This is a genomic window from Deinococcus yavapaiensis KR-236 (assembly GCF_003217515.1).
GTDB classification, from domain to species: domain Bacteria; phylum Deinococcota; class Deinococci; order Deinococcales; family Deinococcaceae; genus Deinococcus_A; species Deinococcus_A yavapaiensis.
In genome coordinates, this window is the sequence record NZ_QJSX01000002.1 from 276,647 (window position 1) to 298,877 (window position 22,231).

Sequence of the window (22,231 nt, forward strand, 5' to 3'; positions counted from 1 at the left end):
CGGGCTGATGGAATTCATACCGACGCCCCTGCCCGGCTGCTGGATTTTGAAGCCCAAGGTGGTTGCCGACGAGCGGGGCCGCTTCGTGAAAACGTACGTCGAGAAGGCTCTCGCCTCACACGGCCTGGCAACCCACTTTCCCGAGGAGTTTTACTCTGTTTCCCGAAAAGGCGTGGTGCGGGGCTTGCACTTTCAGCGTCCGCCGCATGAGCATGCCAAACTCGTGTACTGCAGCGCGGGACGCGTACTTGACGTCGTGGTGGACTTGCGCTCGGGCTCTCCGACGTATGGAAAGGCGCACGGAGTGGAGCTAAGCGCTTCCGAGGCGACGATGTTGTACGTGCCAATTGGCTTTGCACACGGCTTTTTCGCACTGGAGGACGCAACTATGCACTACAAGGTGACCAGCGTTCACGCGCCAACGCATGATGATGGCATTCTGTGGACTTCGATCAACTTTAAATGGCCTGTGCGTGACGCAATCGTGTCGGCACGAGATCGTTGCTTAGCTCCCCTTGACGAACTCAAGTCGATTTTTTCATGGACGGCGCCCTCGTGAAGCGTGCCCTTGTGACCGGTGCTACTGGCTTTCTTGGGCAGCGGCTCGCAAGAAGGCTACGGGAGTCCGGATGGAATGTATGGGCCTTTGTGCGCGAAGACGTGGGTCAAGTGCATCAAGCGCTCGAACGAGACGGCATTCGGCTGGCCGTCGGCAATCACCGTACACTACTCCAGTCTGTGCGGCCCGACATCGTGTTTCACCTTGCCACGCTGTTTATCGCCGAGCACACTTCCGAACAAGTCGAAGCGCTCGTTGACGCCAACATAAAGTTTGGCGCGCAGCTGCTGGAGGCGATGAGGGAAGCTGACGTAGAACGGCTCGTAACTGCCGCTTCCTTTTGGCAATTCGACGAGCACGGCGACGTTCTCCCGCTCAACCTTTACGCGGCTACCAAGCAAGCCTTCGACGTCCTTGTTCGCTACTATGAGGATGCCTACGACTTGCGTTCGACTACGCTCGTACTGTACGACACGTACGGTGAAGGCGATGCTCGTCGCAAGCTTCTCCGCTTGTTGCGCGACGCCTTACACTCGGGTGAGACGCTGCGCATGTCGCCCGGCCAGCAGCAAATTGACCTTGTGCACGCAGACGACGTCGCTCGAGCGTTCGTGCTCGCAGCTGACGGTCTTCTCGATGGTTCCTTGCCTTCGGGGCATCACTTCGTCGTGTCCAGCGGCGCTCCCATGACGGTCCAGTCCTTAGTGGCTGAGGTACGGCGCGTCACTGGCAAGGACTTGAAGGTGGAGTGGGGAGCACGACCTTACCGTCATCGCGAGCGGATGAAGTTGTGGCAGGGAGGAGAGCGCCTTCCGGTTTGGCACCCATCGGTCAGCTTGTCAGAGGGATTGCGGCGCTATTTGCTGGAAGAGCATGACAAATGAAGCCTTTGTTGAAGAAAGCAGCTACCCTCCTGCTCGGCTCCGGCTTGTCCAACCTCAGCGGTCTTTTGGTCTTCACGTTCGTCGTTCGCTTCGCAAGCAAAGAAGACTACGGTGTTTATGCCTTCACGCAGAGCCTGCTTGTCTGGTCGGCGATTCTCGTGCAATATGCCATGTCGATCACCGGCACAGCACTTATCGCGCGCGAACCCCACAACCGGGTAGCGGAAACGACGTCGTCGATCTTGTGGCTGCGCTTCGCGATCGCATGCGTGGTCGGGGTGCTGTTTCTAGTGCTTGCCCTGAGTAGCGAGGGCTTGGAGCGCGCGTTGTTCCTCACCAACATTCCTCTCTTGTTCGCTGCGGCCCTACAACTTGACTTCCTTGCCCTCGCGCAGGAGCGCGTAGGGGTCTTGTCGAGCACACAAAGCGCCGCAGCCCTTTTCTATGTCGTCGCGTCCGTCGCAAGCCTCGTTTCAGGAGCACCCCTATGGTGTCTGCCGCTGTTTCAGGCGATCGGCCAACTTGGATCAGCGTGGATGCAACGGGGGCACTTGCTATCGTCGGGAACTTTGATTGATTTTCGCGGAGCACGTGAGCAAGCGATGTATTTGTTTCGGGTAGGGTGGCCTGCGACCGCCGCCCAGTTCGTGCTGCTTGGATACTACAGCGTCGATCTCTTGACGTTGCGGTTGACGTCACACGTGAGTACTGCCAGTCTAGGCGAGTACGCGGCGACAAGCCGGCTCATGCAGGCAGGTATATTGCCCCTTGCGGCGATCGCTAATGCTCTCGCGCCTCGCTACGGCGCCTCGGTCGGCCGCGCACATGATCTCATGACTACCGTTCGGGCGTTTTTGCACCTTGCGCTCGTTATTGGCGTGCTCGGTGGGGTGGTATTCGCTTCGCTCGCGCCTTGGACACTTGAAGCGATCAGCGGTCGGCAGATGTGGGAAGCGCGCGAAGTTGCTAGCATCTTTGGGCTCGTTTATTTCGTAATTGCCCTTCACTCGCCGTTTTCGATAGCTTTGGCGTACGCAGGGTCGCGCAACGCTTATCTAGTCGCAAACACTTTGACGTTTCTCAGCACACTCGCCTGCTGTCTCGTGTTGGTGCCTACCTTTGGACTCGTCGGTGCCGCCTGGTCTCTGTGCATCGGTGTGCTCGTCTTGGTATCTTATTCGTTTCTAGCATACCGATCTCTACTGCGATCATTTGAAGGAGGCCGAGCGTGAAACCTACCATCAGTATTCTGATTCCGACCTACAACCGTGTAGGTTTGCTGAAGAAGTCGTTGCTTAGTGCACTCTCACAGGATTTTGAGGATTTTGAAGTTGTCGTTAGCGACAACGCATCAACCGACGACACCCCTATCTTTCTCCAAGAGATGCTTAACGGAGCTGGACATCCTCGCTTAAAGGTGGTGCGGCAATCTTCTAATATCGGTATGGCACGAAATTGGGATGTGCTTGTGAAATTAGCGCGTGGTCGCTTTTTCCTCGTATTGTCTGATGACGACGTTCTCGAGCCGTCGGCACTTCGTGTCCTTTATGATGCACTAACTCAAACCTTTGAGGCTCCGCTCGCCTTCTGTGCAGTGCGGGGCATTGACGAAGCTGACGAAGTCAAGTTCACTCGATCGGCGCCAAACGGCTCTCTCGATGCCTTGAGCTTTGCCTACGGCGTCTTGAGCGGCCGATTTTATCCTTGTTTATGCGCTACACTTTATGATCGCGAGAAGTTCATGGCCACCTTGAGTTTTTCAGGAAGCCAGTGCCAGATGGCGATGGATACTGTTGTACTGTTAAAGCTAGCCCTTCGTTATAGAAATGTAGGGTCAACATCCACATTTGCGAGTTGTTACCGTATTCATAATAACAGCGCCTCCAGTTCTTCGAGCATTGACTTATGGATGCGAGACATGGAGTTGCTAGCTCAAGAAGTCGAGCTAGAGGCTGCATCTGTGTTGCAGGACGATTTGGAACGTGCACAGCTAAAGCAATGGCTTGAGGTGTATCGTGCGCACATGCTTCGGCACCTGTTGCTCTCCTCGCCTCGCCCAAACCGTACGATCTTCGAGGCATATATGAAGCACACGTCGAAATTGACAGTTCTAGGTATATGGGACATGGTAATTCTGACTGCTCGCCTCATTATACCCACTCCTATAGAGGCAATCTTAAAACGCATGCGTACGATAGTCTATCCACAATCTGTACTCTGACGCCCATTGTAAATTGCAGAAAGCGTTGTATGAGTAAGAGTGGAATGTAGTGAGGTGCAACGAGATGTTGAAGATTTTGTACGTAATGCACATTGATTGGGATTGGATCAAACAACGTCCCCAATATCTAGCCGAGGAACTTGCTAAGGAAGCAGACGTGCATGTGGTATTCTTGCGCTCCTTTCGCCGCCCTCACTTGGGAAAAAACAATTCTTCATTGAAGCGCACTCCGCTTGTACCTGTTCCATGGAGGTACGCTTTCGGCTTTGCTTGGCTTGATTCCATAATTAATACAATTGTACTTTATTATATTTTAATTTCAATGCGTCCGGATGTGTTATGGTTAACGCATCCTTTGATGCAGAAGTATATTCCGCAATTTGTGCTCAGTAAATTGTATTGTGTGTATGATGTCATGGATGATCATGTATTGTTGCGAACGGGCAAGGTGTCGCGCAGTCAAATAGCACGAAGCGAAGCTGCGCTCGTCCACGAAGCAGAGCTAATGTTTGCCTCTAGTGAGCACCTTCGCGCAAAGTTGCTCGAGCGTTATGGCTCGGAGCTTATCGTGCATCTTATTCGTAATGGAGTTGACACCTCAATTATATCGACTGCAGAACAGCAGGTGTCGAGACGCCAAGATGTCAAGTCTGAAGTGACTAACCAATCGTGCAGCCTCTTGTACATTGGGACGGTCTCGCACTGGATCGACTATCCTTCAATCCTTGATACGCTTAAGCAGTTTCCGAATCTCGTCTTCCACTTCGCGGGACCACCGGAACATACTATCGAACATGAACGTGTGAAATATCTCGGCGTATGGCCGCACGAGCGACTTCCTGAACTTGTCGCTCGATACGACATCCTTATTATGCCATTTATTGTCAATGAGATGATTGCCAGCGTAGACCCAGTGAAATTGTACGAATACGTTTCGTTTCATAAGCCCATTATTGCCAGTAGCTACCCTGAGATAGAGCGCTTCAGCCCATTCGTGGAATTTTACTCACTTGAGAAACCCCTTGCTCAAGTTGTGCGAGATCTGCTTAAGCGTGGTGTGCGGCCAAATTACGAACTTTCGGATGCACACCATTTCCTTGGGCTCAACTCTTGGCGGAGTCGGGTGAAGCTTATTCTGAAGTTGCTCAATAGTAGATGATGAATATGGCTAAAAACTATGAAATCGTTGTTGCTACATACAATGGGGCGCCTTTCCTTTCGGCGCAACTCGATTCTCTGCTCCCGCAACTTGGTTTAGCGGGGTGGATCACGATTCGTGATGACGGCTCAAGCGACGATACGTCATCGCTTATTGAGGACTATGCCCGTCAATACCCGGCGCACATTCGTGTGCTGTCAGGAGCGCCTTCAGGAAGCGCTAGAGATAACTTTGGCTTACTTTTGCAAAACGCTACCGCTGACTATGTGTTCTGCAGCGACCAAGACGATGTATGGCTGCCCGACAAGGTGGAACGCTTGTTGCGGGTAATGCTTGAACACGAGATATCGCTTGGCCCCAGTACGCCCCTCCTCGTTCACTCCGACCTACTGGTTGTTAACGATAACATGCACATCCTCGCTAATTCGCTTTGGCGCTATCAAAAGCTAGATCCTACTTGGGGTAACTCGTTCGCGCTCTTGTTAACTCAGAATGTGGTAACAGGTTGCGCAATGCTAGTCAATCGAGCGTTGCTTGAAGCAGCACTACCCGTTCCCATACAAGCCGTGATGCATGACTGGTGGCTCGCGCTTGTCGCTTGTGCCCTCGGGCGCGTCGTAGCTGTGCCAGAGCCGCTTGTGTATTACAGGCAGCATGGGCAAAATGATGTAGGTGCTAAACGCTTCAACGCGCACTATATTCTGAACCGTTTTACACGCTTGCGAAGTGGGGAAGTGACGGGGCTTGCTCGACTCTCACTGCAAGCAGAAGCGTTCGCGATCCGATTTGACGGAACATCCTCGGCAAGCACGGCTAGGATGTTCGCGCAGTTGCCGCGTCTGCCGCGTTGGCAGCGACGACTTCAAATCGTTCACCATGGATTTTGGAAGGTAGGTTTCGCTCGAAACCTCGGATGGCTCCTGTGGGCGTGACTATTCTCTTGGTACTCTGAATGTGTGAGCTTAAAGAACCCAAATTGGTGAAAGTGGGTATCATCGTACCCACTTTAAATCCAGGCATACAGGCTGAGGCTTTGATAAGCGCTGTAAGTAAGCAGACACTTCAGCCGTTGCTACGCGTGGCTATAGATTCCGCGTCCACGGACGATTCGGTGCGGTTATGGCGTGAGGCGGGTTGGGACGTGTTGGAGATTGAGCGTGGACGATTCGACCATGGGGGCACACGTAACTTTGCCGCTCACTATGCGAGTGAAGCGGATGTCCTCGTGTTTCTTACCCAGGACGCGCAGCCCATCTCTCGGGACTGGCTGAAACGTCTCGTCGCACCCCTCGCATCGGGTGAAGTAGCAGCAACATTCGGGCGGCAACTGCCCAGGCCACAAGCAAGCCTTTTTGAACGATATGCGCGGTTCTTCAACTACCCGCCCGTGTCACATCGTATGACACGGGCGGACATTCCTACGCGAGGGGTGAAGGCGTTCTTTTTCTCGAACGTCTGTTCAGCCGTACGGCGGGACGCATTTTTTAAGGTGGGCGGCTTCCCCGAGCGGACGATCATGAATGAGGACATGTTACTCGCTGGGCGATTTCTTAAGCATGGATACGCTATAGGGTACGTCGCTGACGCACCCGTGATGCACTCGCATGAGTACACGCTCGCACAGCAGTTTCGACGGAATTTCGACGTGGGTGTTTTCTTCGCCGACTTTGCAGAGGAATTGGAGGGCGCGTCCGTCGGGCGGGAAGGCGTACGGTTCGTACTAGGTCAGACAAAATACGCTTTGAGGCACGGCAGACCAGATCTGCTCCCAGTCGTGGTGGTGGAAGCCGCTGTGAAGTACACAGCGTTTCAAATTGGGAAGCGGCACGCCTTTCTGCCACGCCGTGTGAAGCAGGTGCTAAGTATGCATAAGTACCACTGGGAGAAACAAGGATAAACATGAAGAACATTCTCGTCACAGGCGGATGCGGTTTCATCGGCAGCAACTTCGTTCGATACTGGTTGTCGAATCACTCGGACCGGATCGTCGTTCTCGACAAGCTGACCTACGCGGGACGTCGAGAAAACTTGGATGATCTCTGGAGTGACGCGCGCCTAAGCCTGGTCGTCGGCGACATCGCCGACGGCGATCTCGTGCGGCGCGTGTGCCGCGAGCAAGGCGTAACGACGGTCGTCAACTTCGCCGCCGAGACGCACGTCGATCAAAGCATCCTCGGCCCCCTCGTCTTCACCGACACCAACGTGCGCGGCACGCACGTCCTGCTGGAAGTCGCGCGCGAGCTGAACTTGCGCTTTCACCACATCAGCACCGACGAGGTCTACGGCCATATCCCGGACGGACACCAAAGCGTCGAGCCCGATTCTTTGGCGCCACGCTCTCCGTACAGCGCGTCGAAGGCGGCGGCCGATCAGCTCGTGCAAGCGTACTTCATCACGTACGGCCTTCCCGTCACCATTACGCGCGGCGCGAACAACGTCGGTCCGTATCAGTACCCGGAGAAGGTCGTCCCGCTCTTCGCGACGAACGCCCTACTCGGCGAGCCGCTGCCGGTGTACGGGGACGGAGGGCAAATGCGCGATTACGCGCACGTGCTGGATCACTGCACGGGCATCGAGGCCGTGCTGCAACACGGACGACTCGGCGAGGTGTACAACGTCGGGACGGGCCGCGAGATGACGAACATGGAGATGGTCGAGATCGTCCTCGACACGCTGGGCGCGTCGCGCGACTTGATTCGTCACGTCGCCGACCGCCCCGGGCATGATCGCCGTTACAGCATGAACGTCGACAAGTTGCGCGCCCTCGGATGGCAACCACGCTTCGACCCGCGCGAGGCCGTTGCCGAGGCCACACGCTGGTACGCCGAGAACCGCGCTTGGTGGGAGCCCATTCGGAGCGGTGAGTTCCGCGCGTACTACGAGCGCCAATACGCCGAACGCTTGGCGCGGGCGAACTCGTGACGCGGCGCGGCATCATTTTGGCGGGCGGCTCGGGGACGCGCCTGTATCCGGCGACGCTCGCCGTTTCCAAGCAGTTGCTGCCCATCTACGACAAGCCGATGATCTATTACCCGCTCACGACGCTGATGATGGCCGGGTTGCGAGACATCCTCGTGATTTCCACGCCCGAGGACACGCCTCGCTTTCGCCAGCTTCTGGGAGACGGCTCGCAGTGGGGCATGTCGCTGTCGTACGCGGTGCAATCCAAGCCCGAGGGACTCGCTCAAGCCTTCGTGATCGCCGAAGACTTCTTGCAAGGTGGCCGAAGCACCCTCATTTTGGGTGACAACATCTACTACGGGCACGATCTCGTGTTGAAGTTGCGTGAGGCCGGCCGCCAAGAGCGGGGAGCGACGGTCTTCGCGTATCAAGTGAGCGATCCCGAGCGGTACGGCGTGGTGGAGTTCACGGCCGAGGGCCGAGTCGTTTCGATCGAGGAAAAGCCGAACGAACCGAAGTCGAGCTTCGCCGTGACCGGCTTGTACTACTACGACGAGCACGTCGTCGACATCGCGAAGACCTTGAAGCCCTCGTGGCGTGGCGAGTTCGAGATCACCGAGGTGAACAACGCCTACCTGCGAGAAGGATTGCTGGACGTCCAACTGCTGGGCCGAGGCTTCGCGTGGCTCGATACGGGCACGCACGAGAGCATGCTGGAGGCGAGCGCGTTCATTCAGACCATCGAGCACCGCCAAGGCGTGAAGGTCGCTTCCCCGGAGGAGATCGCGTGGCGGCAGGGTTGGATCAGCACGGAGGACGTATTGGCGCAAGCGCAGCGATTCTCGAAGAATCAGTACGGCCAGTACTTGATGCGTGTATGCCGTGAGCCTCGTTGGGGCGCATCGGCCGGAGAGGAGGGCGCACAGTGAAAATCGAGTTGGCACCGGAATTCGCGCAGGCATTGTCGTTCGAGTCGTACCCGAGCGCGCCCGCGATCGAAGACGTCTGGACGCACGCGCTGCGCAAGAACCGAAGCGAAAACGGCGCGTTCATGGAGTGGTTGCGGTTGGGTGACGCGGGCGTTCAGCTGCTGCCCGGCGAGCTCGTGCCGCGCCAGATCAGCGTGTCGTGGGCGGCGCCCGCACGCATCAACGCCTTTCACATTCACGTGAAGGAAGTGCAGAACGAAATCTGGTGCGTCATCGGCGGGCAGCTCGTGGTCTGGCTTGTGGATTGCCGTGCAGGGTCGAGCACGCTGGGCGTACGACGTAAACTCGTGCTGTCGGGCGAGCAACCGACGTTGCTGTACATTCCGAGCGGCGTCGCGCACGGATACCAGGCGGGACGGGACGGAGCCACTCTTCTGTACGCGATGGACGCTCAGTTCGACCTTGCCGACCCCAACGAGGGGCGCTTGCCGTGGAACTTCTTCGGCGCGTCCCTGTGGGACGAGGACCGAGGGTGATCGTACTCACGGGAGGCTCCGGACGTCTCGGAACAGAGTTGCAGACCTTGCTGCCCGAGGCGCTCGCCCCGAACAGCCGGGAACTCGACGTGACGAGCGAGGAGAGCGTCATGTCGTACGTGCGTGGAGTTCGGCCCAGTGTGATCGTGCACGCGGCGGCTTATACCAACGTCGGCGCCGCCGAGCGAGAACGAGAAGCGTGCTGGCGCGTGAACGTCGTGGGCACTCGTCACGTCGTGCGGGCCGCCCACGACATCGGCGCGAAACTCGTGCACGTCTCCACCGATTACGTGTTCGACGGCGAGCGCGGCGGCTACACCGAGGAAGACCCTCTCGGACCGCCGATCAACTACTACGCCTTGTCCAAGTTGGTGGCAGAGGAAGTGGCGCGCACCGCGCCTCGTCACCTCGTCGTGCGCACGTCGTTTCGGCCTCGAGAATGGCCGTACGAAACGGCTTTCACCGACGTGTTCACGTCTCAGGATTACGTCGACGTGATCGCGCCGGACATCGCCTTGATCGTTCGAAACGCCCTCGAGATCGACGCGCCGACCCTTCACGTCGCCACCGAGCGCAAGAGCGTGTTCGACCTCGCGAGGCGTCGCAAGCCGGACGTCCGACCCGGAGCGCGAGGGCAGGTAGGCGTGCGGATGCCGTCGGACGTGAGCCTCGACACGACGAGGTGGCAAGCTCTCAAGGCGTCGCTGCAGGAGCGTTGACCGCCGTTCGTGGCGAGGGCGTCGGGGCCGTTCGAGCGAAGGCCATGCCGACCACGAGCCAGAAGAGCTCGGCGAAGTGCGGAGAGGGTCCGACGGTCACGACGTCCACGAGGCTGATGCCGAGATAGCCGAAGAAGATGGAGACGAGCAAGCCGTCGCGCGTTCGCCACACGGCACGGGCGGCGAACACGAGGAGAACGAGCAGCCCGAGGGTGCCTAAAACGCCCGTTTCGGCGAGGCTGTGCAAGAAGACGTTGTGCGCGGTGAGCCAGACTCCTCGGTACGGTTCGAGCCAGGTCGGGCACGTCATGCCCACGTCGGCGAGGGCGGCCGTGACCACACACTGATCGTCGTACAGAAACTTGATGTACGGCCCGATTTGATACGGTCCCTGCCCGCCGATTGGCGAGTCGCCGAACGCTTGCAACGCTCCTTGCCATACTTGGTCGCGCCCCGAGAGGGTGCCGTTGGCAAAGCGCTCTACCAAGGCGAATTGGCGCAGCCCCGGAACGAGTCCCAAAGCGGCCACGACGATCAAGACCGTGACGCCGAGCGCGCGCAGATACCGTAGGTTGCCGACGAGTACGGCGGCGGCGGCCCCGACGGCGAGGGCGAGGAAGGGGCCGCGGCTGCCCGTCGCGACGAGCGTGACGAGCGCGGCGGCGCCAAGGCCGAGGCGCCACCAGGGAGCCGCGCCTTTCCACGACACGAGCAGCCAAAGCGTCGTGACGGCGATCAAGCCGAGCGATACGGTGTAGTAGAAGGGATGGCTCAGCCTCGCTTCAAGCAGTCGGGACGTGCCGTGCGTCAAGAACTCGTACCCCCAAGCGACGGCGAACACGGACGCGTATCCCCAAACGAGCGGCCGCAGGTGACGGCTTTCCTTGAGGTAGAGTCCTGCGGCGATCATCGCCGCGAAGAACAACAGGCGGAGCGCGGCGAGGGCGAGGGACTCCAGAGGTCGTGGCGTGAAGAGTGCGGCCGCGATCTGCAGGGCCGCGCACAGCAGCAGGGCGTTGCGCGCGCTTCGAGACGAGCCGCGTAAGCTGGGCAGCGTCCAGAATGCCGCGAGATACAAAGGCGGGAAGACGGGAACGAGCGCGATGACCCAAGCGATCCACCGAGGAGCCGGAAGCGAAGGAGATTCGAACGGTTCGGGCTCGACGTGCGGTGGGGGAGGGGCGGTCAGGCTCGACACGCGCGCCAGTATACGGGCAAACGACATGAAAAAACCCCCGCCGAAGCGGAGGTTTCCTTGGTGACCCCAACGGGATTCGAACCCGTATCGCTACCTTGAAAGGGTAGTGTCCTAACCGTTAGACGATGGGGCCACACCTCAGGAACGTCGCGCGAACGCGGGTTTCTGCCTTTCAAGGGGCACCCTTTCGGGCACGCAGAGAACTATAGCCCAGGAGCGGCGGGGCGTCAACTCCCGCCGCTCCCGGATCGTGCGTCACATATGAATCGTGCGCTTTTCCACGCCCAGGGCGGCTTCTTTCACGACCTCGCTGAGCGTCGGGTGGGCGTGCACCGTACGCGCGAGATCCTCGCTGGAGCCCGCGAACTCCATCACGGTGACCGCTTCCCCGATAAGCTCGGAAACGTTCGGGCCGACCATGTGCACCCCGAGGATGCGGTCGGTTTTCGCGTCGGCCACCACCTTCACGAAGCCGCGCGTGTCACCGTGTCCTGCTGCGCGTCCGTTCGCGCTGAACGGGAACTGCCCCACCCTCACGTCGAGGCCGCGCTCCTTCGCCTGACCTTCCGTGAGTCCCGCCCACGCGATCTCCGGCGAAGTGTAGATCACCCAAGGAATCACCTCGTAGTTCACGTGACCCGCTTGCCCGGCGATCATCTCCGCGACCGCCACGCCTTCCTCCTCGGCCTTGTGTGCCAGCATCGCTCCGCCGATCACGTCGCCGATCGCGTACACGTTGGGCAGGTTGGTGCGGTAGTGCGCGTCCGTCTTCACGAAGCCGCGCTCGTCGAGCTCCAAGCCCACCTCCTGCGCGCCGAGGCCTTTCGTGTGCGGCACCCGACCGATCGCCACGACGAGCTTGTCGAACTCGGCCGTCACGGTCTTGTCGCCGTCTTGATACGTGACCTTCACGCCCGCCACGTCCTGCGTGACTTCTTGGATCTTCACGCCGAAGCTGAACTTCAATCCTTGCTTTTGAAATTGCTTCAGGGCTTCGCGGCTCACCGCCGGATCCGCCGTCATGAGAAAGCCCGGGAGCGCTTCGAGCACCGTCACGTCCGCGCCGAGACGCCGCCACACGGAGCCGAGTTCCACCCCGATCACGCCCGCCCCGATCACGCCCAAGCGGTCAGGAACTTGCTCGAACGCGAGCGCGCCCGCGTTGTCCACGACGTGCCCGCCGAACGGGGCGAGCGGCAGCTCACGCGGGGAGCTGCCCGTCGCGACGATCACGTGCTTCGCCGCGACTTCCTGATCGCCCACAGCGACGACCCAACCGCCTTGATCTTGCCGCACGAGGCGCCCCAAGCCGTGCAGGGACGTCACCTTGTTCTTCTTGAACAGGTACGTCACGCCGCCGCTCATCTTGTCCACGACGGCTTCCTTGCGCGCCAGCATCTTCGCGAGGTCCAGCTTGGCGGAGTCCACGAGGATGCCGTGCTCCGAAAGCTCGTGGTTCACCATCTCGAAGCGCTCGCTGGAGTCCAGCATGGCCTTGGAGGGAATGCACCCGACGTTGAGGCACGTTCCACCGAGGGAGGCCTTTCCGCCGCGCTCGAAGGCGTCCACGCACGCCGTCTTGAAGCCGAGCTGCGCCGCGCGAATCGCCGCGACGTACCCAGCCGGTCCACCACCGATCACGATCACATCAAAAACGTCCACGCCCGGAATGATACCGTGCGCGCCCACCGTGAAAGGCGCTCGAAGTCGGAATGCGAACAGCGGTCAACGACGTCGTTGACCGCTGTCGGTGCGCCGCGCTCAGATTTCGAGCAGCATCCGGGCGGGGTCTTCGAGGATGTTCTTGATGGCCACGAGGAACAGCACCGCTTCGCGACCGTCGATGATGCGGTGATCGTACGACAGCGCGACGTACATCATGGGCCGCGCGACGATCTGGCCGTTCTCGACGATGGGACGCTCGATGATGTTGTGCATCCCGAGGATCGCCGACTGCGGTTGGTTGAGGATCGGCGTGCTCATCATGGAGCCGAAGGTGCCGCCGTTCGTGATGGAGAACGTGCCGCCCGAAAGGTCCTCGAGGGTGAGCTTGCCGCTCTTGGCTTTCTGAGCGAAGGCCGCGATGTCCTTCTCGATCGTGGCGAGGCCCTTCTGGTCGGTGTCACGCAAGATCGGCACGACGAGACCCCGCTCCGACGCCACGGCGATGCCGATGTCGTAGTAGCCGTGATAGACGATGTCCTTGCCGTCCACCGACGAGTTGATGACCGGGAACTGCTTGAGGGCCTCGGTCGCCGCGCGCACGAACAAGCTCATGAAGCCGAGCTTGACGCCGTGCTTCGCCACGAAGGCGTCTTGGTACTTCTTGCGCAGATCCATGGCGGGCTTCATGTTGATCTCGTTGAAGGTCGTGAGGATCGCCGCCGTGTTCTGCACGTCCTTGAGACGCTCGGCGATGCGCGCCCGAATCCGCGTCATGGGCACGCGCTGCTCGGGACGCGCGCCCGCCGGAAGTTGCACGCTCGGCTGGAGCGTGGGCGTGCTCGCTGGCGCCTTCGCTTCCTGCTGGACGGGCGCCTCTCCCGCCGGGGCGGCGACGGCCGCGCCGCCCGCCGTGAACGACAAGACGTCGCCTTTCGTGACACGCCCGTCCTTGCCCGTTCCGGAAATCTGCGCCGGGTCGAGATTTCCCTCGGTCACGAGCTTGCGCACGGCGGGCGACAGCCCGTCCGTGTCGACTTGCGGTTTGTCCATCACGGCGGTCGTCGATTGCGCTTGCGCCGCCTGTGCGGCGGCGGGCGTCGGCGCCGCCGTGACGACCGCCCCACCCTCGCCGATCACGCCGAGGACTTCCTCGCTGAGGACCGTGTCTCCCTCGTTCTTCGCCACGCTCTGCAGCGTGCCGTCCGTGAGCGCCGTGACTTCCAGCACGACTTTGTCCGTCTCGATCTCGGCCACGACGTCGCCGCGCTTCACGGCGTCGCCAGGCTTCTTGTGCCACGCCAGCAAGGTGCCTTCGCTGACGGATTCGCTGAACACGGGAACTTTGATTTCGGTCGGCATACGGCTCCTATCTTAGTACCCCTCACCCTCCGGCCCCCTCGTCCACGAGGAAAGAGGGGAGACCGAAGCGCGAGAGCTGTCTGAAGCCCCTTCCACGACGCAAGGGGCAGGTGAGGGGTCAGGCTTTCGCCACGCCCAGCCCGAGGGCGACCGCGATGACGGCTTCCTGCTCTTTGTTGCTGCGGCTGGCGTAGCCGACGGCGGGCGAGGCGCTGCGCGGACGGCTGGACACCGCCAGGGTCTGCCCTTTGGCGAGCACGGCGCGCAAGTCATCTTGAATCATCAGCCACGCGCCCATGTTGTACGGCTCTTCTTGCGCCCAAACGACTTCCGCGCCGAGGTAACGCGCGAGTTCGGCCTTGAGGTCGTTGGAGGGGAAGGGGTAAAGCTGCTCCAAGCGAACGAGGGCGACTTCACCGCCGAGGCCGGCCTTTTCGCGCGCCTCGAAAAGCTCCCAGTACAGCTTGCCGCTGGAGATCACGACGCGCTTGGCTTTCGGCGCGCTTTCGTCACCGATGACTTCACGGAAGTGACCGCTCGCGAGCTCCTCGAGGGGGCTCGTCGCGTACTTGCTTCTCAGCAGGCTCTTCGGCGTCATCACGACGAGCGGCTTGCGAGCGTCACGAACGAGTTGACGGCGCAGCATGTGGAAGACTTGCGCGGGCGTGCTCGGCACACACACTTGCATGTTGTTCTGAGCGCAGAGTTGCAAGTAACGCTCCAAGCGGGCGCTGGAGTGCTCGGGGCCTTGGCCTTCGTAACCGTGCGGCAACAGCAAGGTGAGGCCGCTGAACCGCTGCCACTTGCTTTCGCCGCTGGAGATGAATTGGTCGATCACGACTTGCGCGCCGTTGGCGAAGTCGCCGAACTGCCCTTCCCAAAGCACGAGCGCGTTGGGCTCGGACGTCGAGTAACCATACTCGTACGCCATCACCGCTTCCTCGGACAAAGTCGAGTCGATGATCTCGACGTGGCCCTGCGAATCCGACAGGTTCGCGAGGCCGAGGTAGTCCTCGGCGAGCGGATCCGTCGCGTTTTGGTCGTGCACGACCGCTTGGCGGTGCACGAACGTGCCGCGTCCCGCGTCCTGACCGGTCAGGCGCACGCCGTACCCTTCGCTGAGAAGCGTCGCGTACGCCAGCATCTCGCCCATGCCCCAATCGAGGAGTTGCTTGCCTTCGGCCATGTCACGGCGCGCTTTCAAGACGCGCTCCGTCGCGCGGTGCACGCCGAAGCCTTCAGGCACGGACGCCAGCTTCACGCCGAGTTCGCGCAACGTGTTCAACGGCACGCCCGTCTCGACGACTTGATCGAGCTTCTGGCCGCGGAACTTGCTCCAGTCCGTCGCGAGGCTCGACTTGTACTCGCCCTCCATCTCCTCGACGACGGTGTCGCCCTTGTCGAGGAGATCGCGGTACCCCTCCACGAGTTTGTCGCCTTCGCCGAGTTGCAGCACGCCTTCGTGCTCCAGACGCTGCGCGTAGAGCGCGCGCGTTCCAGGATGTGCCTTGACTTCCCGGTACATCACGGGCTGCGTGATCGTCGGATCGTCGCTTTCGTTGTGACCGAGCTTGCGGTAGCACACGAGGTCGATGAAGACGTCCTTGCCGAACTTCTGGCGGTAGTCCACGGCGAGTTGCGCCACGAACGCGACCGCTTCCGGATCGTCGGAATTGACGTGCATCGCCGGAGACTCCACGACTTTGGCGACGTCCGTCGTGTAACGGCTGCTGCGCGCGTCACGCGGATCGGACGTCGTGAAGCCGACTTGGTTGTTCACGACGATGCGAATGGTGCCTGCCGTCGTGAAGCCGCGCAAGTTCATGAGGTTGACCGTTTCGAACGTCACGCCTTGCCCGACGATGGCCGCGTCACCGTGGATGGTGATCGGCAAGACTTGCGTGCGGTCACCGCCGCGGCGGTCTTGACGCGCGCGCGTCGAGCCCCCCACGACGGGCGACACGATCTCCAAGTGCGAAGGATTGAACGCGAGCGCGAGGTGCATCGGGCCGCCGGGCGTGTGGACGTCGCTCGAAAAGCCCATGTGGTACTTCACGTCGCCGGCGATGTTCGGATCGTCGCTGAGGGTTTTCTTGCCTTCAAACTCCGCGAAGAGGTCGGCGGGACGCTTGCCGAAGATGTTCACGAGGACGTTGAGCCGCCCACGGTGCGCCATCCCGATGACGGTTTCCTTCACGCCGAAACTGCCCGCGCGTTGCACGATCGTGTCGAGCATGGGAATGAGGCTCTCGCCGCCTTCGAGCGAGAAGCGCTTTTGTCCGACGTACGTCACGTGCAGATAACGCTCGAGACCTTCGGCGGCGTTGAGCTTCGTCAGAAGACGGCGCTTTTGCTCGACCGAGAAGCGCCCACGTCCGCGCCCTTCCTCGACGCGCGCTTGAAGCCACTCGCGCTCCTCGCGGGGCAAGTAGCCGAATTCGAAGCCGATCGCGCCGCAGTACGTCACGCGAAGCTCTTCGAGAACGTCGCGAAGCTTGCCCTTGAAGCCGCCGTCATGCACCTCGACGTCGAGCTCCGCGTCCGACAAGCCGTAATACGCCGGGTCGAGCTCCGGCACGCTGGGTTTGCCGCGCAGGCCGAGCGGATTGAAGCTTGCGGCGAGGTGACCGTACAGACGGTACGCGTTCACGAGGGCGCTGACGCCGTGATTGGAGGAGGAACTCGGCGTGGCGGTCGTTCCGCGCCCGGCGCCAAGCCGCTTGGTGAGGTCCGTGCCAAGTTCCAAAAAGGCTTGGCGGACGGGACTGTGAGGTGTGTCCTGCTGCCCTTGTCGCAGCGTATCGAAGTACGATCGCCACTCTGATGACACTGAAGTCGGGTCCCGGAGGTAATCTTCGTACAGCCCCTCGACGAAGCTGGCGTTCCCTCCGTACATGACCGATTGGGAATCTTCCATCGCGTTCCCCAGCATAGCGCGACGTCACAAGGCGAGTGTGGGTACTTTCCCCGTTACACACTTGATCTTTCGCCGCCGCACCCCTGGCAGCAAAGCTCTCGCCGTCGAGCACGGTGCGGACCGCTTCTTGTCGCCACCGCTTTTCGGGCCGATAAGGATGCGGGTCGGCAGGGTCGGTGCGCCGTACAGCGTGCTCACGAGGCGCACCTCGAAAGAGGCGTGACAAAGCGGCGTTCACCTTGAGGCGCGTCCCACCCGTCCCATGCAGCGTTTCTCGACACTGCCCTCATGACGACTCGTGTACGAGGTCGCCGCGTCCTCACCCTCATCCTCGCGGGCGGAAAAGGCTCGCGGCTCGGAAGCTTGACGAAGTACCGAGCCAAGCCCGTCCTTCCCTTCGGCGGCACGTACCGCCTCATCGACTTCGCCCTCTCGAACTGCGTTCACTCGGGATTGTCGGACGTGTGGGTGCTCGAGCAGTACGAACTGCACACTCTCAACGCGCACCTCGCCAACGGACGGCCTTGGGACTTGGACCGAACGCGCGGCGGCGTTCAGGTTCTGCCGCCCTTCACGAGCGACGGTAGCGACGACGCGCGCCTCGCTTCCGGCAACGCGCACGCCCTTCACGTCAACGCGCCCCTGCTGCGAGAGTACCGCCCCGACGTCGTGGTCGTGCTGTCGGCCGATCACGTCTACCGACTCGACCTCGCCGACGTGATTTCTCACCACCTCGACAAGAACGCTTCGGTCACGATGGTCACGACGTCCGTCCCGGAAGGCGAGACGGCCCACCGATTCGGCAATGTCGTTCTCGACGACGAGCGGCGCGTCACCGAGTTCGCGTACAAGCCCGACGAGCCCATCTCGGACGTCGTCACGACGGAAGTCTTCGTGTACGACGCGCCGCACCTCTTCGAGACGCTCGACCGCCTCGCCGCCGCCGGAGAGCTCACAGACTTCGGGCACGAGCTGGTTCCGGCGCTCGTGAGCGAAGGCCGCGCGTTCGCTTACCCCTTCGAAGGGTACTGGCGCGACGTCGGGACGCTCGACGCGTACTGGGAGGCGCACCAGCAACTCCTCGCCGGCAAGCTTCCGCCGCTCGACGATCCCGCGTGGCCCACCCTCACGTACCACGCGCCGCGCTCGGCCGCCCGCCTCGAGAAGGGCGCCGTCGTCGAGGACAGCCTCGTCTCCCTCGGGTGCCGCGTCGCCGGACGCGTCGAACGCTCGGTCTTGTCGCCGGGCGTCGTCGTGGAGGCAGGCGCGGTCGTCACGGACAGCGTGCTGCTCAACGACGTCACGGTGCGCGCGAACGCCAAAGTCGAGCGTGCCGTGGTCGACGAAGGCGCCACGATCGACCCGAACGCCTCCGTCGGCACCCCCCATGAGGTGACGCTCGTGCCCGCTCACACGCACGTCGAGGCGGGCGAGCAGCTCGAAGGTGACGATTTGCCAACCGAGCAGGCGCCACGGCGCCTCAATTTGCGGTGACGCGCGCGAGTCCCGCGCCCGGACGACTCAGAAGGCGACGTCGAGGCCCGCGATGCACTCTTGCGCGATCGCGCGCGCGAGCGGGTCCCGTGTCGAGCGCGCGTAACTCACGCCGAGGTGCAGATGCTCGCCCGCCACGAAGCGGTTCTCGATGGCGAGCGTTTGATAGTACGCGAGGTGCGTGTGAGCGAGCAGGATGTCGCGCGTGCGCTCGGGCGGCAGCGTGCGAAGCAGTTGCAGCGCCTTGTTGTACTCTTGCACCGCCTCCTGATCGTTGCCTTCGATGGCCGCTTCCCGCCCTTTTTGCAAGTGACGGGCCGCCGTGAGATACGCGGGACGCATGACCGTAGTCTAGCGTCCCGCGCGCGGCTCAAGCTCGAATTCGGTCAGCGCTCGCGTCGCTCGCGGTCGCCGCCTTCACGGCGCGGCCCACGGTCGCCGCCGCGACTTTCGCGCGGGGCGCGAAGCGGCACCTTGCCTTCGAGTTCCGGACGCACGAGGTCGATCTTGCCGCGATCGTCGATGTTCGCGATCTTCACGCGAACCTTGTCGCCGACCTTCATGACGTCCTCGACCGAAGCGATGCGCTCCTCGCTCATCTGTGAGATGTGCAGCATGCCGTCTTGACCGGGGAAGAGGTTGACGAACGCTCCGAACGGCGCGGTCTTCACGACCGTTCCGTCGAACTCCTCGCCGAGCTTCGCTTCGCGCGTGGTGCTGGAGATGCGGCCCAGGACTTCCTGCGCGGCGCTCGCGTCCGAGCTGAAGATGCGGACGGTGCCGTCCTCGTCGATGGTGATCTGCGCGCCGAGCGATTCGAGTTCACGAATGTTCTTGCCGCCCGGGCCGATGATCTTGCCGATCGAGTCGACAGGAACTTTCGTCGTGAGAATACGCGGCGCGTACGTGCTGAGCTCGCTTCGCGGCGCGGGCAGCGCCTCGGCCATTTTGCCGAGGATGTGCAGCCTCGCTTCCTTGGCTTGCGCGAGCGCTTCGCGCATGATCTCGGGCGTGATTCCCGTGATCTTGATGTCCATCTGCAAGGCCGTCACGCCCGCGGCGGTTCCACACACCTTGAAGTCCATGTCGCCCAACGCGTCTTCCAAACCCAGAATGTCCGTCAGGATCTTGTAGCGTCCGCTCTCCATCACGAGGCCCATCGCGACGCCTGCCACGGGCGTCTTGATCGGTACGCCCGCGTCCATCAGCGACAGACTGCCCGCGCACACCGTCGCCATGGAGCTCGACCCGTTGGATTCCAGCACGTCGCCCACGACGCGAATCACGTACGGAAACGTTTCGAAGGTCGGCAAGACCGCGCGAAGAGCGCGCTTGGCGAGGTTCGCGTGGCCGATCTCGCGGCGTGACTGTCCGCCCATGCGTTTGACTTCTCCCGTCGAGTACGGCGGGAAGTTGTAGTGCAGCAAGAACTTGTCGCCCGTCTCGGCCGAGAGGTCGTCGATGAGGATCTCGTCGCGTTCCGTGCCGAGGGTCGCCGTACCGAGCACTTGCGTCTCGCCGCGCGTGAACATCGCGCTCCCGTGGGCGCGCGGCAAGTACGGCGCCTGAATCCAGATCGGACGGACGGTGCGCGTGTCACGCCCGTCGGCGCGAAGATCCTCCTCCAGGATGAGGCGGCGAAGCTCGGTTTTTTCGACCTTCTCGAACGCCGTCTTGAGGGCGGCGATCTGGTCCGTGGCGCCTTCCGCTTCGGCGTCGGGCACGCGCTCGGCGATGAGTTGATCGCGCAGGGCCTTGAGCGCCACGCTACGGTCCTTCTTCTTGGTCGTCAGCAAGGCGTCGCGCAAGCCCGCGCTTCTCGCCGCTTCGGCGAGTTCCGGCACGAGGTCCGCCGAGTTGTCCACCTTCGCGATCATCTCGAACTTCTCTTTGCCGACGTCCGCGCGCATTTGATCGATGAGGTCGAGGACGGCCTGCATTTCGCGGTGCGCGAACTCGATCGCGCCGACCAAGCGCTCCTCGTCGACTTCCGAGGCGCCCGCCTCCACCATCAAGATCGCTTCGCGCGTGCCCGCCACGACGAGTTCCATCTCGCTGCGCTCGGCTTGCTCCACGGTGGGATTCACGACGTACTGCCCATCGAGAAAGCCCACGCGCACGCACGCGGTCGGACCGCCCCACGGAATGTCGCTGATCGACAACGCCGCCGACGCGCCGATCGCGCCGAGCACGTCGGGCGTGTTCTGCTGATCGGCGCTTTGCACCGTGATAATGACTTGCGTTTCCTGACGGTAACCCTTGGGGAAGAGCGGGCGAATTTGCCGGTCCGTGACGCGCGCGCTCAAAATGGCGCGCTCGCCAGGCCGACCCTCGCGCCGTTGAAAGGAGCCGGGAATCTTGCCGACCGCGTAGTGCCGCTCTTCGAACTCCACCGTGAGCGGCAGAAAGTCGAGGGTGCTGGGCTTGTCGCTCGCCTGCGCCGTGACGAGCAGGACCGTGTCACCGTAGCGCACCGTGACGCTTCCCGATACGAGCTTGGCGACCTTCCCGGTCTCCAAAATCAGCTCGCGTCCGCCGAGGGTCGTCGTGTACGTCTTGCTGTCCGGAAACGAACCGCTCGTGCCGGCGTTCGTTCCTTGGGCCCCCGCTTGGGGCTCGTTCGTTCGTTCTTCTAACATCAGCGCATTGTAACCGCCCCCCGCGCAATCAACGGTTCTGAGCGTGATGAATGAACGACAAGAGAACGTGGACGCTCAGAACGCGAGTTGAAGCCCCAACTTCGCTCGCGAGACGACCGCCGTGGGAAGGAACGTGTCGCCCGCTCGGTTCAGGAACGACGGATACACGTCCAAGCCGCCGTCGAGCACCATGCTCCACGGTCCGGTGACCGCGTACGTCGCGGCGAGCCCGCCGCCGAAGCCGTACTGCGCCTTCAAGGTCGGCCACCCACCGTCTTCGCCCGCGCCGAAGTACGCCGTGACGCGCGGTCCCGCGTACACGTCGAACCGCTGCGGCGTCTTCGACCGCACAGTGTAGAGCACGTCGAGCGTCCCACCGACCGTCACGCCCGCTTCCCCCTCGGGCGCCACGCCGCCAAGGAGCGCAGGCGTTCCTTGAAGCCGTGACGACGCGCCGAGGTTCGCCCCCACCCGCACACCAACCGCCGAGCCGAGCACTTCCCGCACGAACACGTGTCCTTCGGCGCCGAGGCCGCCGTGAAGACCTCCGGACAGGGTCAAGCCGAACGACGCGGCGGACGCCGACGATACGAACGAGGCGCCCACGAAGGCGGCGACCGACCACAAATGAACTTTTGACATGAAAACTCCTCCTCGAACTCTCGAGGAGGAGTTTGACGGCGCTTTCGGTAGCTGCCCTAAAACGTCACTCGTCGCGGCCGTGCATTTCGGCGGGCGGATGCGTCGCTTCGACCGCCGTGAAGGACTCCAAGATTCGGTAGGCGTGCTCGGCTCCCTTGGGCACGACCCACGAGTCGCCCGGCTCCAGCAGAATCGTCGAGCCGGAGATTCGCAGTTCCGCGCGGCCCGAAATCACGAAGCCGACCGTCTCGTAGTCGCGGGTGTGCGGCTCGTCTCCTTCGCTCGGCGCCTCGTTCTCCCACATGCGCATCGAAAGACTCTTGCCGTTGACGAGATACTTCTGGCCCATCGGCCCTTTCGGCGAGTTCTGCGAGTGGATCTTCTTCACGGTCGTGTCCGTCATGGTGAA

20 protein-coding genes and 1 tRNA gene are annotated in these 22,231 nt (G+C 61.6%); 12 read left to right on the forward strand and 9 right to left on the reverse strand.

Features of this window, described 5'->3' with window-relative positions; translation table 11 throughout:
- The first annotated feature begins 7 nt into the window (after nt 1–7).
- From rfbC to DES52_RS03795, 11 genes are all read left to right on the forward strand, one after another.
- The gene (gene rfbC, locus DES52_RS03745) at nt 8–559 is read left to right on the forward strand and encodes a dTDP-4-dehydrorhamnose 3,5-epimerase (protein ID WP_110885432.1); all 552 of its coding nucleotides are present in this window, start codon (nt 8–10) and stop codon (nt 557–559) included.
- Nucleotides 541–1,443, forward strand: a complete 903-nt coding sequence (locus DES52_RS03750) for an NAD-dependent epimerase/dehydratase family protein (protein WP_110885433.1) — start codon at nt 541–543, stop codon at nt 1,441–1,443. Before rfbC ends, DES52_RS03750 begins: the two co-directional genes overlap by 19 nt.
- Entirely contained in the window at nt 1,440–2,675 is a 1,236-nt protein-coding gene (locus DES52_RS03755; RefSeq protein ID WP_110885434.1) for a lipopolysaccharide biosynthesis protein, read from the forward strand. The genes DES52_RS03750 and DES52_RS03755 overlap by 4 nt, the downstream gene beginning before the upstream one ends.
- A complete protein-coding gene (locus tag DES52_RS03760; RefSeq protein ID WP_110885435.1) occupies nt 2,672–3,664 on the forward strand; it encodes a glycosyltransferase family 2 protein in 993 nt (330 codons plus the stop codon). Before DES52_RS03755 ends, DES52_RS03760 begins: the two co-directional genes overlap by 4 nt.
- Nucleotides 3,665–3,728: 64 nt before the next feature.
- Nucleotides 3,729–4,823, forward strand: coding sequence for a glycosyltransferase family protein (locus DES52_RS22495; RefSeq protein ID WP_146237180.1), 1,095 nt, complete (start codon nt 3,729–3,731; stop codon nt 4,821–4,823).
- Nucleotides 4,824–4,828: 5 nt separating this feature from the next.
- The gene (locus tag DES52_RS03770; RefSeq protein WP_170130878.1) at nt 4,829–5,755 is read left to right on the forward strand and encodes a glycosyltransferase family 2 protein; all 927 of its coding nucleotides are present in this window, start codon (nt 4,829–4,831) and stop codon (nt 5,753–5,755) included.
- 20 nt (nt 5,756–5,775) lie between these two features.
- Nucleotides 5,776–6,720, forward strand: a complete 945-nt coding sequence (locus DES52_RS23675) for a glycosyltransferase family 2 protein (protein ID WP_110885438.1) — start codon at nt 5,776–5,778, stop codon at nt 6,718–6,720.
- 2 nt (nt 6,721–6,722) lie between these two features.
- Nucleotides 6,723–7,745, forward strand: coding sequence for a dTDP-glucose 4,6-dehydratase (gene rfbB / locus DES52_RS03780; protein WP_110885439.1), 1,023 nt, complete (start codon nt 6,723–6,725; stop codon nt 7,743–7,745).
- Nucleotides 7,742–8,653, forward strand: a complete 912-nt coding sequence (rfbA, locus tag DES52_RS03785; protein WP_110885440.1) for a glucose-1-phosphate thymidylyltransferase RfbA — start codon at nt 7,742–7,744, stop codon at nt 8,651–8,653. The genes rfbB and rfbA overlap by 4 nt, the downstream gene beginning before the upstream one ends.
- On the forward strand, nt 8,650–9,189 hold the full coding sequence (locus DES52_RS03790; RefSeq protein ID WP_110885441.1) for a dTDP-4-dehydrorhamnose 3,5-epimerase family protein: 540 nt from the start codon (nt 8,650–8,652) through the stop codon (nt 9,187–9,189). Before rfbA ends, DES52_RS03790 begins: the two co-directional genes overlap by 4 nt.
- Entirely contained in the window at nt 9,186–9,908 is a 723-nt protein-coding gene (locus DES52_RS03795; RefSeq protein ID WP_245900670.1) for an SDR family oxidoreductase, read from the forward strand. Before DES52_RS03790 ends, DES52_RS03795 begins: the two co-directional genes overlap by 4 nt.
- On the opposite strand, the gene DES52_RS03800 is transcribed toward DES52_RS03795, so the two are convergent.
- The 5 genes from DES52_RS03800 to DES52_RS03820 form a co-directional block, all read right to left on the reverse strand.
- Nucleotides 9,883–11,106, reverse strand: coding sequence for an O-antigen ligase family protein (locus tag DES52_RS03800; protein WP_245900672.1), 1,224 nt, complete (start codon nt 11,104–11,106; stop codon nt 9,883–9,885). The two genes, DES52_RS03795 and DES52_RS03800, sit on opposite strands and share 26 nt — an antisense overlap.
- A gap of 58 nt (nt 11,107–11,164) precedes the next feature.
- Nucleotides 11,165–11,239, reverse strand: a tRNA-Glu gene (locus DES52_RS03805).
- A 122-nt stretch (nt 11,240–11,361) separates the two neighbouring features.
- Nucleotides 11,362–12,768, reverse strand: a complete 1,407-nt coding sequence (gene lpdA, locus DES52_RS03810; RefSeq protein WP_110885535.1) for a dihydrolipoyl dehydrogenase — start codon at nt 12,766–12,768, stop codon at nt 11,362–11,364.
- A 99-nt stretch (nt 12,769–12,867) separates the two neighbouring features.
- On the reverse strand, nt 12,868–14,130 hold the full coding sequence (gene odhB / locus DES52_RS03815) for a 2-oxoglutarate dehydrogenase complex dihydrolipoyllysine-residue succinyltransferase (protein ID WP_110885444.1): 1,263 nt from the start codon (nt 14,128–14,130) through the stop codon (nt 12,868–12,870).
- 118 nt (nt 14,131–14,248) lie between these two features.
- Nucleotides 14,249–17,047 carry a 2-oxoglutarate dehydrogenase E1 component gene (locus tag DES52_RS03820; protein WP_110885536.1) on the reverse strand — a complete coding sequence of 933 codons (2,799 nt, stop codon included), beginning with the start codon at nt 17,045–17,047 and terminating at the stop codon, nt 14,249–14,251.
- Nucleotides 17,048–17,335: 288 nt separating this feature from the next.
- Between DES52_RS03820 and DES52_RS03825 the strand changes: the two genes are divergently transcribed.
- Entirely contained in the window at nt 17,336–18,541 is a 1,206-nt protein-coding gene (locus DES52_RS03825) for a glucose-1-phosphate adenylyltransferase family protein (RefSeq protein ID WP_110885445.1), read from the forward strand.
- A gap of 27 nt (nt 18,542–18,568) precedes the next feature.
- On the opposite strand, the gene DES52_RS03830 is transcribed toward DES52_RS03825, so the two are convergent.
- The 4 genes from DES52_RS03830 to DES52_RS03845 form a co-directional block, all read right to left on the reverse strand.
- Nucleotides 18,569–18,883 (reverse strand): HlyD family secretion protein, encoded by a 315-nt coding sequence (locus tag DES52_RS03830; protein WP_110885446.1) that lies wholly within the window; start codon nt 18,881–18,883, stop codon nt 18,569–18,571.
- Nucleotides 18,884–18,927: 44 nt separating this feature from the next.
- Nucleotides 18,928–21,180 carry a polyribonucleotide nucleotidyltransferase gene (pnp, locus tag DES52_RS03835; RefSeq protein WP_110885447.1) on the reverse strand — a complete coding sequence of 751 codons (2,253 nt, stop codon included), beginning with the start codon at nt 21,178–21,180 and terminating at the stop codon, nt 18,928–18,930.
- 75 nt (nt 21,181–21,255) lie between these two features.
- Nucleotides 21,256–21,822, reverse strand: a complete 567-nt coding sequence (locus tag DES52_RS03840) for a hypothetical protein (RefSeq protein WP_110885448.1) — start codon at nt 21,820–21,822, stop codon at nt 21,256–21,258.
- 64 nt (nt 21,823–21,886) lie between these two features.
- The gene (locus tag DES52_RS03845) at nt 21,887–22,225 is read right to left on the reverse strand and encodes a cupin domain-containing protein (RefSeq protein WP_110885449.1); all 339 of its coding nucleotides are present in this window, start codon (nt 22,223–22,225) and stop codon (nt 21,887–21,889) included.
- Between the last annotated feature and the right edge of the window lie 6 nt (nt 22,226–22,231).

Bases quoted from the DNA above. Each gene is read 5' to 3' on its own strand.
- DES52_RS03820 (WP_110885536.1), bottom strand. From the start codon at position 17,047: ATGGAAGATTCCCAATCGGTCATGTACGGAGGGAACGCCAGCTTCGTC.
- DES52_RS03770 (WP_170130878.1), top strand. From the start codon at position 4,829: ATGGCTAAAAACTATGAAATCGTTGTTGCTACATACAATGGGGCGCCT.
- pnp (WP_110885447.1), bottom strand. From the start codon at position 21,180: ATGTTAGAAGAACGAACGAACGAGCCCCAAGCGGGGGCCCAAGGAACG.
- DES52_RS03750 (WP_110885433.1), top strand. From the start codon at position 541: ATGGACGGCGCCCTCGTGAAGCGTGCCCTTGTGACCGGTGCTACTGGC.
- DES52_RS03845 (WP_110885449.1), bottom strand. From the start codon at position 22,225: ATGACGGACACGACCGTGAAGAAGATCCACTCGCAGAACTCGCCGAAA.
- DES52_RS22495 (WP_146237180.1), top strand. From the start codon at position 3,729: ATGTTGAAGATTTTGTACGTAATGCACATTGATTGGGATTGGATCAAA.
- DES52_RS03840 (WP_110885448.1), bottom strand. From the start codon at position 21,822: ATGTCAAAAGTTCATTTGTGGTCGGTCGCCGCCTTCGTGGGCGCCTCG.
- odhB (WP_110885444.1), bottom strand. From the start codon at position 14,130: ATGCCGACCGAAATCAAAGTTCCCGTGTTCAGCGAATCCGTCAGCGAA.
- rfbB (WP_110885439.1), top strand. From the start codon at position 6,723: ATGAAGAACATTCTCGTCACAGGCGGATGCGGTTTCATCGGCAGCAAC.
- DES52_RS03825 (WP_110885445.1), top strand. From the start codon at position 17,336: ATGACGACTCGTGTACGAGGTCGCCGCGTCCTCACCCTCATCCTCGCG.
- DES52_RS03755 (WP_110885434.1), top strand. From the start codon at position 1,440: ATGAAGCCTTTGTTGAAGAAAGCAGCTACCCTCCTGCTCGGCTCCGGC.
- DES52_RS23675 (WP_110885438.1), top strand. From the start codon at position 5,776: ATGTGTGAGCTTAAAGAACCCAAATTGGTGAAAGTGGGTATCATCGTA.
- rfbC (WP_110885432.1), top strand. From the start codon at position 8: ATGGAATTCATACCGACGCCCCTGCCCGGCTGCTGGATTTTGAAGCCC.
- DES52_RS03830 (WP_110885446.1), bottom strand. From the start codon at position 18,883: ATGCGTCCCGCGTATCTCACGGCGGCCCGTCACTTGCAAAAAGGGCGG.